Source organism: Rahnella sp. Larv3_ips, from assembly GCF_003697865.1.
GTDB lineage: Bacteria > Pseudomonadota > Gammaproteobacteria > Enterobacterales > Enterobacteriaceae > Rahnella > Rahnella rivi.
Map to the genome: position 1 here is coordinate 94482 of NZ_MJIB01000011.1, position 13933 is coordinate 108414.

The 13933-nt window shown below is 52.5% G+C and carries 14 protein-coding genes; 1 reads left to right on the forward strand and 13 read right to left on the reverse strand.

The features are described 5' to 3' along the window. Positions 1–10: 10 nt before the first annotated feature. The 13 genes from ispF to ED901_RS15395 form a co-directional block, all read right to left on the reverse strand. Positions 11–484: a 2-C-methyl-D-erythritol 2,4-cyclodiphosphate synthase gene (ispF, locus tag ED901_RS15335; protein WP_056772822.1), complete on the reverse strand. Its 474-nt coding sequence runs from the start codon at positions 482–484 to the stop codon at positions 11–13. Then, the gene (ispD, locus tag ED901_RS15340; protein ID WP_056772824.1) at positions 484–1203 is read right to left on the reverse strand and encodes a 2-C-methyl-D-erythritol 4-phosphate cytidylyltransferase; all 720 of its coding nucleotides are present in this window, start codon (positions 1201–1203) and stop codon (positions 484–486) included. The genes ispF and ispD overlap by 1 nt, the downstream gene beginning before the upstream one ends. 2 nt (positions 1204–1205) lie before the next feature. After that, positions 1206–1526, reverse strand: coding sequence for a cell division protein FtsB (gene ftsB / locus ED901_RS15345; protein WP_056772828.1), 321 nt, complete (start codon positions 1524–1526; stop codon positions 1206–1208). Positions 1527–1762: 236 nt separating this feature from the next. Next, on the reverse strand, positions 1763–2143 hold the full coding sequence (locus ED901_RS15350) for a DUF3561 family protein (protein ID WP_082465706.1): 381 nt from the start codon (positions 2141–2143) through the stop codon (positions 1763–1765). A 58-nt stretch (positions 2144–2201) separates the two neighbouring features. Further along, positions 2202–2825: an adenylyl-sulfate kinase gene (gene cysC / locus ED901_RS15355; RefSeq protein ID WP_056772831.1), complete on the reverse strand. Its 624-nt coding sequence runs from the start codon at positions 2823–2825 to the stop codon at positions 2202–2204. A 1-nt stretch (position 2826) separates the two neighbouring features. After that, positions 2827–4254, reverse strand: a complete 1428-nt coding sequence (gene cysN, locus ED901_RS15360; protein ID WP_056772832.1) for a sulfate adenylyltransferase subunit CysN — start codon at positions 4252–4254, stop codon at positions 2827–2829. Positions 4255–4267: 13 nt separating this feature from the next. Then, the gene (gene cysD, locus ED901_RS15365) at positions 4268–5176 is read right to left on the reverse strand and encodes a sulfate adenylyltransferase subunit CysD (protein WP_056772835.1); all 909 of its coding nucleotides are present in this window, start codon (positions 5174–5176) and stop codon (positions 4268–4270) included. Positions 5177–5186: 10 nt separating this feature from the next. Further along, a complete protein-coding gene (gene cysG / locus ED901_RS15370; RefSeq protein WP_122096433.1) occupies positions 5187–6611 on the reverse strand; it encodes a siroheme synthase CysG in 1425 nt (474 codons plus the stop codon). Positions 6612–7010: 399 nt separating this feature from the next. Next, positions 7011–7547, reverse strand: a complete 537-nt coding sequence (locus ED901_RS15375) for a GNAT family N-acetyltransferase (protein WP_240993947.1) — start codon at positions 7545–7547, stop codon at positions 7011–7013. Between the two features lie 395 nt (positions 7548–7942). Continuing rightward, positions 7943–9325: an MFS transporter gene (locus ED901_RS15380; RefSeq protein ID WP_122096434.1), complete on the reverse strand. Its 1383-nt coding sequence runs from the start codon at positions 9323–9325 to the stop codon at positions 7943–7945. A gap of 28 nt (positions 9326–9353) precedes the next feature. Beyond that, positions 9354–10277, reverse strand: coding sequence for an aminoglycoside phosphotransferase family protein (locus tag ED901_RS15385; RefSeq protein ID WP_238485024.1), 924 nt, complete (start codon positions 10275–10277; stop codon positions 9354–9356). A 53-nt stretch (positions 10278–10330) separates the two neighbouring features. Then, positions 10331–11473, reverse strand: a complete 1143-nt coding sequence (locus ED901_RS15390) for a hypothetical protein (protein ID WP_122096436.1) — start codon at positions 11471–11473, stop codon at positions 10331–10333. Between the two features lie 48 nt (positions 11474–11521). Next, positions 11522–12949 carry a bifunctional 2-methylcitrate dehydratase/aconitate hydratase gene (locus tag ED901_RS15395; RefSeq protein ID WP_122096437.1) on the reverse strand — a complete coding sequence of 476 codons (1428 nt, stop codon included), beginning with the start codon at positions 12947–12949 and terminating at the stop codon, positions 11522–11524. A 458-nt stretch (positions 12950–13407) separates the two neighbouring features. On the opposite strand from ED901_RS15395, the gene ED901_RS15400 reads away from it, so the two are divergent. Further along, on the forward strand, positions 13408–13933 hold a 526-nt coding region (locus tag ED901_RS15400; RefSeq protein ID WP_162997879.1), incomplete at its 3' end, for a LysR family transcriptional regulator.

The following is a 13933-nucleotide window of genomic DNA, read 5'->3' on the forward strand; positions in this document are numbered from 1 at the left end:
TTCCACAACATCATTCCTTAATCAGCAGGGCAACGGCTTCGCAGGCGATACCTTCGCCACGGCCGGTAAAGCCCAGCTGTTCGGTGGTGGTCGCTTTCACGTTCACATCATCCATGTGGCACTGTAAATCTTCGGCAAGAAATACGCGCATCTGCGGGATATGCGGTGCCATTTTAGGTGCCTGAGCAATGAGGGTGATATCCAGATTGCCCAGCCTGTAACCTTTTGCACGGATGCGGCGGTAAGCCTCGCGCAGCAGCTCGCGGCTGTCCGCGCCTTTATAAGCCGGGTCGGTGTCCGGGAACAATTTACCGATATCCCCCAGCGCAGCGGCGCCGAGCAGGGCATCAGTGGCGGCATGCAATGCAACATCGCCGTCGGAATGTGCCAGCAAACCTTGCGGATAAGGAATACGCACACCGCCGATCACCAGCGGGCCTTCGCCGCCAAACTTATGAACATCAAAACCGTGACCGATACGCATTATGCGTTCTCCTCGTGGGATATGCGGGTTAAAAAGAATTCAGCCAGCGCCAGATCTTCCGGCCTGGTGACTTTAATATTATCGGCCCGCGCCGGGATCAACACAGGATGATAACCACAATATTCCATTGCAGAAGCTTCATCTGTGACCACGGCACCTTCATTCAGCGCACGGCGCAGGCAGATTTTCAGTAATTCGAGAGGGAAAAATTGTGGCGTCAGCGCATGCCAGAGATCTTGCCGGTCAACAGTATGGGCAATGGCCTGCCTGCCGGTTTCACCGCGTTTCATGGTATCGCGCACCGGTGCGGCGAGGATCCCGCCGGTTTTACTGGTTGCGGAGATCGCCAGCAGATTTTTCAGATCATCCGGGTGCAAACACGGGCGGGCAGCATCATGCACTAAAACCCAGCCGTGGGAACCCGCCGCATCAAGACCTGCCATCACAGATTCTGCACGCTCGCCGCCGCCGGTCACCACCTGAATCCGGGGGTCGCAGGCAACAGGCAACTGCGCAAACTGAGTGTCATGCGGGCTGAGCGCCACGATCACCTTAGTGACCTGGTCGTTGTGCAATAAGGCGCGGATCGAATGTTCTATCAGCGTTTTACCGCCGATAGAAAGGTATTGCTTAGGGCATTCTGCCTGCATACGGCTGCCGATGCCGGCAGCAGGTAAAACGGCAATGACCTTCGGAAGGGAAACTGCGGTGTGGCTCATGGCTATGGATTCGAATTATTTTGCGAAACATTGCTGCCCGGAGCACGTTTATTGTCTGGCACCAGACGATAGAAAGTCTCGCCGGGTTTTAACATGCCCAGTTCGTTGCGTGCGCGTTCTTCAATCGCTTCCTGACCGCCGTTTAAATCGTCGATTTCTGCGAAAAGTTGATCGTTACGTGATTTCAGTTTGCCGTTGTTGGCTTGTTGCACTTCAACGTCATCGTTTACACGAACGTAATCATGAATACCATTCTTGCCCAGCCACAGTGAATACTGTAACCAGCCAAGTAAAATCAGTAACAGCAGTGTGAGTTTGCCCATCCCCGCCCCCTAAAAAAGCCGGGCAATCATCCCACAACTTTCCTTCTGACTCCACTATGGCGGGATAAATGCCGGTGAGAATCAGACTTACACACGCAATTATGGGTGAGAATGACACAATGACTTACATCGTGGAAAAGAATTGCCGGGAAAATCGCCAGTAAAACGCCGCAAAAAAGGATCCTCACAGGATCCGGTTTGTACTCTTTATTGCTGTCACCAGGCGGTCATTGCTGTTACCAGCCGGATAAAAATGAGAAGACGGTCCAGAACATTCCAATCACGCAAATACCGGTGGCTGCGGGTGTGATGAGCCATCCGCCGCGGAAAAGCATACTAAAAGCGATACCGATAAGTACCGACACCGGCATCAGTGCCAGAAAGAAGGGCCAGGTGTAGAGGAGAAAAAACAGAGTGTTGGAGCCATATACCCAAAAAGGGATCGCCAGCGCCAGCCAGTAACAGACGAACCCGATAAATCCACCCTGCATGGAGTAAGAGGGATCTTCGTTTTCTGCGCCGTCTGAGGTCTGCGCTAACCGGGGTACCGGGGCGTTGTCTCCCCTTATACGATCAACCCAGATCCGGCTGACCAGTCTGCTGAATAAAGCCTGCATAGATGATCCCTGTGTTCAGTGTAAACCGGCACGCTCTCTGGCGTTTGGCCGGCAACATTCAGGGATTGATAATACCGCGACGGCGCATCACATCTAATAATTGGGGAACCAAATGTGTTACCAATTGTTCACCTTCAAGATGCACATCCGGCGCTTCTGGCGGCTGATATTCTGAATCGATACCGGTGAAGTTTTTCAACTCACCGGCACGCGCTTTTTTATACAACCCTTTCGGATCACGCGCTTCGCAGACGGCCAGCGGCGTATCGACAAACACTTCGATAAACTGCCCGTCTTCCAGCAACTCGCGCACCATGTCACGCTCGGCACGATGCGGCGAGATAAAGGCGGTAAGCACCACCTGCCCGGCATCCACCATCAGTTTGGCGACTTCACCCACACGGCGGATGTTTTCACGGCGATCGTCATCGGTAAAACCCAGATCGCGGCAAAGCCCGTGGCGCACATTGTCACCATCGAGCAAATAGGTGCTGACGCCAAGGGCATGGAGCGCCTGCTCCAGCGCCCCGGCCACCGTGGATTTCCCCGAACCCGAAAGCCCGGTAAACCACAAGACCGCCCCGCGATGACCGTGCTGTTTTTCACGATCCGCACGCGTAACGGCGTGCGGATGCCAGACAACATTGTCATCTTTCAGTGAAAGGCTATCCGGTGACGCCATCTTATTTGCCACCCAGCAGGTCGCGGGCGCCCCAGTGCGGGAAGTGGCGGCGAACCAGGCTGTTCAGCTCCAGCTCAAATGCGCTGTATTTATCGGACTCCTGATAAACCTGTTCAAGCGCTTCACGTACCAGACCGGCACCGACGGTCACATTGGTCAGGCGGTCGATGAAAATGATGCCTCCGGTGACCGCATTGCTCTGATAATTATCCAGCACCAGCGGTTCATCGAAGGCCAGTTCCACCAGACCAATACCGTTGAGCGGCAGTGTTTCCACGACGCGCTGTGTCAGGGAATTGATCTCGACCTGATAGTCGATATTTTCTACACGTGCGCGGGCTTTCTTGCCGCCCACTTTGATGTCGTAACTCTGGCCGACGCTCAGTGGCTGCTCCGCCATCCAGACCACGTCAACTTTGGCATTCTGTACTGACTTCACTGTTTCATTCGCATCCACCAGCATATCGCCACGGCTGATATCCCGCTCATCGGCCAGCACCAGCGTAATGGCTTCGCCCGCCCAGGCTTCCTGCAAATCACCGTCGAAAGTGACGATACGCGCCACGGTTGATTCCACACCGGAGGGCAGCACTTTCACTTTCTGCCCGACGCGAATGGAACCGGATGCCAGCGTACCGGCATACCCGCGGAAATCGAGATTAGGACGGTTTACATACTGCACCGGGAAACGCATCGGTTGCTGTTCGCGGATATTAATGATGTTGACGGTTTCCAGCACATCGAGCAGCGTCGGGCCGGTGTACCAGCTCATTTTGTCGCTTGGCGTGGCAACGTTGTCGCCTTCCAGTGCGGAAAGTGGCACAAACTTGATATCCAGATCGGTCGGCAACTGCTGAGCGAAATCCAGATAATCCTGTTTAAATTGTTCGAATACGCTCTCGCTGTACTCCACCAGATCCATTTTGTTCACGGCCACAACCAGATGGCGGATCCCGAGCAACGTGGCGATGAAGCTGTGGCGACGGGTTTGATCCAGCACGCCTTTACGGGCGTCAATCAGCAGGATAGCCAGATCGCAGGTCGAGGCGCCTGTGGCCATGTTACGCGTATACTGCTCATGCCCCGGCGTATCAGCGATGATGAACTTACGTTTCTCGGTGGAGAAGTAACGGTACGCGACATCGATAGTGATGCCCTGCTCGCGTTCAGCCTGTAAGCCGTCCACCAGCAATGCCAGATCGATTTTCTCGCCCTGCGTCCCGTGACGCTTACTGTCGTTATGCAGCGACGACAGCTGATCTTCGTAAATCTGACGGGTGTCGTGCAGCAGTCGCCCGATCAGCGTACTTTTGCCATCATCGACGCTGCCGCAGGTCAGGAAGCGCAGCAGGCTTTTGTGTTGCTGAGCGTGCAGGTAAGCTTCGACACCGCCCTGCTCCGCGATTTGTTGTGCAATTGCGTTATTCATTAGCTGCGGCTCCTCAGAAGTACCCTTGACGCTTTTTCATTTCCATCGAACCGGCCTGATCGCGGTCGATGGCGCGTCCTTGTCGTTCACTGGTCGTTGATACCAACATCTCTTCGATGATCTCCGGCAGCGTTTGCGCTTCAGATTCAACGGCACCGGTCAGCGGCCAGCAGCCCAGCGTACGGAAACGCACCATCTTCTTCTCAATCACTTCGCCCGGTTGCAGATCAATACGGTCGTCATCCACCATCAGCAGCATACCGTCGCGCTCTAGTACCGGACGCGGCGCGGCCAGATACAGGGGAACAATCTCGATGTTTTCCAGATAGATGTACTGCCAGATATCCAGCTCAGTCCAGTTGGAGAGCGGGAAAACGCGAATGCTTTCGCCTTTGTTAATCTGGCCGTTGTAGTTGTGCCACAGCTCAGGGCGCTGGTTTTTAGGATCCCAGCGGTGGAAACGGTCGCGGAAGGAGTAGATACGCTCTTTGGCACGGGATTTCTCTTCGTCACGGCGCGCGCCGCCGAAAGCCGCATCAAAGCCGTGTTTACTCAGTGCCTGTTTCAGCCCTTCGGTTTTCATGATGTCAGTATGTTTGGCGCTGCCGTGGACAAACGGATTGATGCCCATTGCCACGCCTTCCGGATTTTTATGCACAATCAGTTCAAAGCCGTAATTCTTTGCCGTACGGTCACGGAAATCGTACATTTCGCGGAATTTCCAGCCGGTATCCACATGCAATAACGGGAACGGCAGCGTGCCGGGGAAGAAGGCTTTGCGTGCCAGATGCAGCATGACCGAGGAATCTTTCCCGATGGAATACATCATCACCGGGTTGGCGAATTCAGCAGCCACTTCACGGATGATATGGATACTCTCCGCTTCCAGTTGCCGCAAATGAGTCAGTCGTTTTTCGTCCATAACAGATCCTTTAAGCCAAATTCACAACCGACGGGCGTTGAGTGCCGTCAGTCTCAGGATGATGCCCAAACCACGCCAGTTGCTGATGAAGTGCGACCACTTCACCAATCACCAGCAACGCCGGTGTCGGCGCCTGTTGAGCCAGATGTTCAAGATTATCGAGCGTGCCGGTCAGCACCTGCTGATCCGCACGCGTTCCCCGTCCGATCACCGCGACGGGTGTAGTCGCTGCGCGTCCATGAGCAATCAGTTGCTGGCTGATTTCAGCCGCTTTGAGCGTGCCCATGTAAATCGCCACGGTCTGTTTGTCTTTGGCGAGGTTTTCCCACTGCACGCCGTCGTCTTCCGGGCGGCAATGCCCGGTCACGAAAACCACGCTCTGCGCATGATCACGATGGGTCAGCGGGATCCCGGCATAGGCCGTGGCGCCTGCGGCGGCTGTCACGCCGGGTACCACCTGGAATGGAATCCCCGCCGCCTGCACCGCCTGTAATTCTTCGCCGCCGCGCCCGAAAATAAACGGGTCACCGCCTTTAAGGCGTACGACTTTTTTCCCCTGCTGCGCCAGTTCGACCAGCAGACGATTGGTTTCTTCCTGCGCGACAGAATGGCTGCCCGCACGTTTACCGACACAAATTTTGTCAGCATCACGACGGACTAAATCCAGGACTTCTTCGCTGACCAGATGGTCGTAAAGCACCACGTCGGCCTGCTGCATCACCTGCAACCCGCGCAGGGTGAGTAATCCTGCATCACCCGGCCCTGCGCCGACCAGCGTGACATTTCCGCTCTGCGAGATGTCTTCCGCGTTTTCCAGCTGCTGTTGCAGCGCCTGCTCCGCTTCTGCGAGCTTTCCCGCAGAAGCGAGGCTGGCAAAACGTCCGGCAAACGCCTGTTCCCAGAAACGCCGGCGGGCACGCATCGAAGTGAACTGCGTTTTCACATTCTCACGCCAGCGACCGGCAATATCGGCCATTTGCCCCAGGCTGGTGGGCAGTAAGGTTTCCAGCTTCTCTCGCAGCATTCTGGCGAGCACCGGCGCTTTACCGCTGGAGGAAATCGCGACAACAATCGGCGAGCGATCGACAATCGAGGGGAAAATAAAGGAGCACTTCGGCTGGTCGTCGACCACATTCGCCAGCACGTGGCGCTGATTGGCCTGCTCAAACACTTCCGCGTTCAGCGCCGCATCGTCGGTGGCTGCAATCACCAGAAAGACATCTTCAAGCTGTTCCGGCAGAAAAGCCTGCGCCAGCCAGCTGACTTCCGCGGCCTGTCTGCGTTGTTCCAGCTCAGAGGAAAGTGCCTGCGCGACTATCCGGACTTGCGCGCCCGCACGCAGGAGAAGATCGATTTTGCGAGCAGCGACTTCGCCCCCTCCCACCACCAGTACCGGGCGTTGTTTGAGGTCGGCAAATATTGGTAGATAGTCCACAAAAGCCTTAATTGATAACCAGAATGAATATCCCGACTATACGTGCAGGCAATAATTGATCTGAAATGACGAAAAGGAATGATTAGTTCCAGAATGGAATAAGGAGAACTTCTTCAGGCCTCGAGCCGCCTAGATCTTCGGGAATAGATACCGTAGTACGAGACTGTATAAATCCCATCAAATCCTAGCGTTTTGGGCAAAATGTGGATCATTTTTGAGGGGGAAACACGGCTCCAAGGGTCTGAGTACTCTGAACAATAGTCGATCACCAACTGAGGCCTTACCACACAAGGTATTACTAATTTAAGGCGTAATTGAAGTCCCTCTGACCTGCTCCCCGCGCATGAGCTTAAAATGAAGTTAGTAAGGTCCGCTATGAGCGAATAGCGGACCTGAGTCCTAAAAGGTAACCCACATTGCAACACGTCGCGCCGGGATGAAACCCTTAGAAATCTCTTCAGCAATTAGGCTTACCAGATGCGGAGGTTGTGCGTGGCCTTCCACAATATTAAATCCTAATGTACCGTAAAATCTGGCATTAAAAGCGACCATCTTGTCTGTTGTCAGCGTGGCACCAGCCAGACCGCGTTGTTGCCCAGTAAGGAGAATTCTCTCCATAAGCAGTCTGCCGATTCCATTTCGCTGCCATTGCGGATGTACATCAATTTCAGCAATGTGCAGCCATGTGCCTTCAACTTTGCCTGCTACAAATCCTACAGGAACTGAATCAGACGTATAGGCCGTTAGTAACAGACCGTTACGACTGAAATTGCTCAGTTCCTCGAGGCTACTTGCCCCCGCCTCGCCTGTTACCGCACCTGCATTACGCAATGTTTCAAAAGCAGCCAGTTCAATAGCGCGAAGCTTGTCAAAGTGCTCAGGATGAGTGGGACCGATAGTGAAATCCATGACTTGGTTCTCAATGAATGATGTCATAATTTTTAGAGCCTTTTGTTCTCTATGAGCTGGAAACAGGAGTGAACCCTTCTCACTGAATGAATCATAACATGATGCATGCTACGTCCGCTTTTGGCACATAACTGACAGCCCTTATAGATGTGACAATAATAGCGATCACCAAATGCACGGGACTGCTCAAATCAGTTTTATTTAACCAGTTTTAATTGGTGGTCATTCTGGTGGTCTTGACAGGGAGAGTTTTCAGGTTTAGCTTTCATATTAGCCAGTTACTGGCAAAGGCGATCCCAGTCAGAGGAGCCAAATTAGAAAAGCCCGCTTAAGGAAACTTAAGCGGGCTTTTTGCTTTTCATGCCCGGCTACTGAAGAAACCCTCGCCGCTGAACAATGCAGCCGAATGTCTGTCCAGTTTATTACCGGTGCAGGCGTAACATGCTTGTGAAAGTCGATAATGCGGAGATAAGGCACGCCAGCCCAAAGACATAGACGCCAAACTGCGCGCTCGCGTGCCCCGTCAATCCGTTCAAAAGTGCAATCACCATTGCCACCAACGCCGCACCAATAGATTGTCCGGCAGTTCTGGCGGTCGACAATACCCCCGAGGCCGTTACTGTTCGATTCCCTGCGACATTGGAAAACATCTCTTTGTTGTTCGGCGGCAAGAAGAGTCCATAACCCACCCCACACACCGCCACACGCCAAAGAAAATCATTCACCGTCGCCGCTTCCGGCAGCAGAGCCAGAGACCCTAAACCCAGGCAGAAAATCATCACGCCGACCGTCGATATCTGAGTAGGATTTAAACGGTTGGACAACCTGCCAGCGACCGGGGCACAGATTGCAACGGCAATTGGCCACGGTGTAAAGATGAACGCCGATTCCAGGACAGAATAGTGATAGGCATGCTGCAGTACAAAGGGCAAACCGACCAGCGCCATCCCCTGAGCCACAAACATTGAGACAGAAGAGATCACCGCGAAGCTATATCTCCGGGAACGAAATATATCGAGAGGCAGCAGCGGGTTCTTTGAACGCGTCTGCGCTTTAAGAAAGATGGCGATCAGCGCCACCGATGCGACGCCACAAAGTATCAGTATGCGGCTGTCCCAGCGTCCGATTTGATCAACAGCCATGACCATCAGCCCTAAGGCGGCGGCGGAAGTGATAGCGCCTCCCCAATCGAAGCCTTTTTCCCTCTCGGTATCGACGCCCAAAGAGATAAGCGAGAACACAATGGCAAGTACGCCCAACGGGATATTGATATAGAACAACCAGGGCCAGTCAAGATAGGAGATGATCAGGCCACCTAACGCAGGACCAATGGCCGTACCCACCGCAAATGCCAGCGCATTCAGCCCTAAAATGGTTCCCAACGCATTCGGCGGAAAGATAACGCGGTAGAGACCCAACCCGACACTGATCATCACCGCATAACTCACCCCCTGAAGGACTCGCATGGCCACCAGCATGCCAAAGGTCGAGGAGAGGCTGCAACCCAGCGATGCCAGCGTAAACAACACCATGCCCGCCGTGTAGAAGCGCCGCTCCCCTATCCTCGAACCCAGCGATGCACAGATCAACATCGTTGCAGCGCTGGCAACCTGATAGCCGTTGGTCACCCAGATGACAGAGGCCGAATCCACCTGTAATGCTTCGGAAATAGTGGGTAAGGAGATATTGACGATGGAACTGTCCAGCGCCGCCATTATCACACCAATCAAAATGGCCGCAGCTGCCATATAGCGCCTTGGGGCCTCAAATCCTTGTTCTAAGGTACTGCTGCTTACCAACGACATATCCTTAACATCCTATATTGAATGGGAATCACGCACAGAGGCTTTCAGTCTCGGCACTCGGCCCTTCGAGGTAGGTCAGCAGACCCAGCATCAACACTTCTTCGGGGCTGGCTACAACGGGAGAACGCGGTGCTTTCCAGGGTTGTTTGCTGCCGTTGATCCGGATACTTCTCAGGAAACAATAGGTCGTGAGGACATAGAACCGGTTTCGCATACTTTCCCCCATCAGCGGCAGCAGACCTGAAATACCGCCTAACTCCGGGATCTCGCTGAGGATGCTGCCGTAGTCTGGCTTCGCCAGCACAAACATCAGTGCATCAGTCATGGGGACCATTTTGACGGCATCTTTCACTTCGGCCGCCAGTTCATGCCAAAACGAAAAGGCAAATCGGGAGAAGCCGAAAAGCGGGTCAAGCCCCCTGACCGAAAAATCAGGGTCGATGAAGCGGGTCTGAGCGTGTTCCTCGTTATAAAGCACATTGCCAAAATGAAAATTGAAATGGGCTTTTTCTACCGATCTGAACTCTTCGGTTCTGGCCAGTTCCAGAGATTTTTCGAAAACCTCCCTCGCCGTTATGCAAAATCGCGCGCCATTAAGCAGAATAGGTTTATCAAACAGCTCGTGTGCAAAACGCGTACCTTCCCACTCTTCCAATAATCTGGCGGGCATATCATGGGTCATCGTCGACGGCGCCTCTGACTCCAGGCCGATGGCTTTCTGCACGCTTTCCAGTGCATTTCTCACGATCATCCGGCGTTCAGCCAGCGACCGCTGGTCGTCGAACACGATGTTGCACAAAGGCAGGGAATCCATCTTTTCGAGAATATAAAATTGCCGCCCGGCAGCCAGCCCGTCGTGTAATACCGGAACCATCAGTTCCGGATAGATATCGTGCAACGCGCGTATCTGATCCACTTCTGCTTTCAGCTTGCCATTGAACATTTCGGACATGGCTGTCTTCACGACGAAGCCTGAACTCAAGAAATCGACTGTGTGTGAGCTTGTCATTTTTCAATCCCCTGGAAAGTGGCAACGGGCAGGCCAAGCGCGATGCTGCGCGCAACGGCACGAACAACAGCGCTATAGCCGACGGTGTTGTTAACAAACGACTGGATAATGATTTCACTCAAATTCTGGCTTGCCAGATAGGCAGGACGGAGAATGAGCAGATGATTCTTGTCTGAGAGAATCGTTGAGCACCTGCGTTCGTAAGCATACGCACGGCTCCCTAAAGGGCTTCGGGATGCCTTAACAACATGAGGATGTGTTTCGCTCACTCGCTCAATCGCCTCCTCGATGAGCCCCCTGTTCAACGCGCCGTCATCCTTTACGATAAAACGGTTTATCTGATATCCCGGCGCATGTACCGGTGCACGTAATGAAACGGTATTCACTAACGGTGCCCAGGGCATCACTTTGTCCTGACTCATGGCGATTTGTGAGAAGCTCGGACGGAGGTTGTCGCGCGCATCCTGAAGGCGGCCTTCGAAGGATCGGGTACCGAGTACACCGTTAGGCGTATCCGGATGGACGATATCGGTTTCAACCGACACGATATGCGAGGCATTGCAATTGATGGATCTCAGTGCGTCGGCCAATACGCGCAGCGAGGCATGCATCCCATTCGTCTGACACGACCCGAGGCAATACATGCCAGAATCGACCACCTGACGCTGTATCGTGCCAATATCATCGCGGGTAAGATCTTCCAGGCAGCCATAGATACTCGGCAGTTCATTGGCCTCTGCCACGCCCAGCACCACATCGGCAAGTTCTTGCATGTTACGGGCGACAGGGCTGTTCTTGTCCATGTCCAGTTTGCTGGTCGCGATAAAACCAATGTCGAAGCGACCCGTTTGCGGAGGAAGTTCTTTGGCAAGATCGCCGAAGAAAAAGTGCACCTCACGCCCGTCGATGTTGAGGGTGTTGCCATCGATAATGTTGATCTGAGACTGGATGCCGGGATGCGCCATCGCCAGACGGGCAACGATGCCATCAATCGGACCCAGTTCAGGATAATGTTTATCTAAAGAAGGCGCATTCGTGACCACAGTTTGAATCGCAAAACCATCCTTCGCCGGATCATTTTGAATCAGCAGGTTTGCGCCGATCTCCGCTCCACAACCCACCAGTATTGCTTTTTTCATTTCACTACCTCGCGCTAAAGGAATAACTGAAAGTGTTTTAGATGCGGCCTAGTCCCAGGAAAACATTCTCAGGAGGTCGGTAACGGACATGGCATCCAGTTTCGATTCACTAATCAGGGTTTCGGCCAGAATATGGGACCGGTCACCCAGCGGGCTGTCCGAAAGATTCAGATGGAATTTGGTGAGCAGCGCCTCGAAACACTCGTCACGACGACGGACATGTCCGAGCGGATATTCGATGGTTTCAGAGAGTTCCTCCGTCATTCCATGACATTTCAGAAAGAGCGCATTCGGAATGGCGCGCTTTTCTGCGTCGTAGTAGCTCTCTGTAAAGGAAGGACGTTCAGTGCAGGTAATCTTCAATCGCAGGGCATCCAGCAAAGGATCGCTGGCGAGCGGCTCGTGGAAATCCTTAATCGTCAGGTTTCCGGTTTGAAGCCCTACCGCAACCATGTACTGGAGACAGTGATCGCGATCGGCGGAGTTATTCAGCGGCCCTGATTTATCAATGATCTGAATCGCCGGACGCGTTGTCTCCACCCGCACGTACTCGATGCTTTCTGGAGAGAAACCGGCGGCAAGTATCCGTTGACGAAGATTAATGGCCGCTTCTACCGCAGTCTGGGCATGGTATTCAGCAGGGTTGGGGACTTTGAACAAGATATTCTTAATGACAAAATCTGACAGGTTACGCGACAGATTAAAGGGTTTGCCTCTCAAAACCGCATCATCGAATCCCCACCGACTCACCGTCAGCGCAGTGGGATAACCCATTTCGCCACTTTGCGCGAACAGCGCCAGTTGCAGGCCACGCGCCGTCGCGTCACCAGCGGCCCAGGACTTACGCGTTCCCGCATTGGGCGCATGCCGGTAGGTTCGAAGAGAATGGCCGTCGATAATCGCGTTGGAAAGTGCACTTAATGCCTGGTCTTTTGACAAACCGAGCAGTTGAGCAGAGGCGATCGCTGAAGCCACCTTAACCAATACAACGTGATCAATACCCAGCGCATTAAAACAGTTCGACAGACACAGCACGCCATGGATCTCATAGGCGCGAATCATCGTGTTCAACACTGCCGTCATGTCAGTCGCTGGCTTATCCGCGGCTGCCAGACTCTGCCATGCTGCGGCCGCCAGGATAGCGCCCAGATTATCGGACGGATGCCCCCACTCTTGCGCAAGCCATGTGTCATTGAACTCCAGCCAGCGGATCATCGAACCGATATGAAAGGCCGCTTCGACAGGTCCTAGTCTTAGCCCGGTACCGGCAACCGGCACACCGTCCCGGCTCTTGCTGAACTGAGCTGCGCCCATCAGTTTCATACAGTCATGATCGGTAGACGCGGCAATCGCGCAACCTATCGAATCCAAAAGGCAAAAACGGGCCAGTTGTAAAGTCTCATTATCGAAAGTTGCTTGCTCATAGGCATAGTCAACCAGCTGAACCATTAGCTCATCAAACTCTGCGTGCGCCATATTTCATCCCATAACCAAAAAATGAATTATCGAAATACAAGTCATGGAGACCCAGTAATATATAAATGCAGAAAATAGATATGGATAACAAATTGATTTATATGGAAATAATTCGCCATCACAAATCTAATCCTAATTGGCATGGCAATAAAATACCAACGAATAAAATCGAGGGATTCATCGAAAATATTGATGCCGTAACAATATTCCTATTGAAAATAATGTGCTGGTCAGGGAAATGAGCTACTGAGAGGAAGTGTAAGCAGAGTCTGTTGTTATAATTCACAATTCAGAATTAATGTCTGTTTGAAGAGTAATAATACTGACCCGCCCTTAACGTGGCCAAAAAGTGATCGGACCTGCATCTCCAGGGGGGTTAAAACATAGTGACAAACTTATTAATACAGAATATAAATAATTGTTGTGACGGTGAACTAATTTTTAGCATGAGGTCTCAAATGAAGCTAAGTGAACTTCTTGCGTTCGTGACAGTCGTGGAGACAGGAAACATAACCCAGGCAGCCGAACGTCTTAATCGAGTGCAGTCGAGTATATCCCACCGAATCAGGAGCCTGGAGGATAACCTGGATGTCACCCTATTAGATCGAAAAAACGATGGATGCTCACTGACTGCGCAAGGCCAGATACTTTATGACTACGCGCTTAAAATATTGAACCTTGCAGATGATTGTAAAAACAACATTTCCCACTCTAAAAGTAGTCAACTTAATATACGTATTGGCATTATAGAATGTTTGCCACCCTATATTGTCACTTCACTGATCGATTTAGGACATGATTTGGGTTGGAACATAGATATTTCAATTGGAAATACCATAAGCTTACTCAGCGCTTTTGATCAAAACGAATTTGATGCGGTCATCATCGGCGCAGGTTTTTCAAATACCCAACATGCACGTTCCATATTACTCTCCAGTGAACTGGTCATTATCACTGAGAAAGATTACCCAACCATAAAAGATA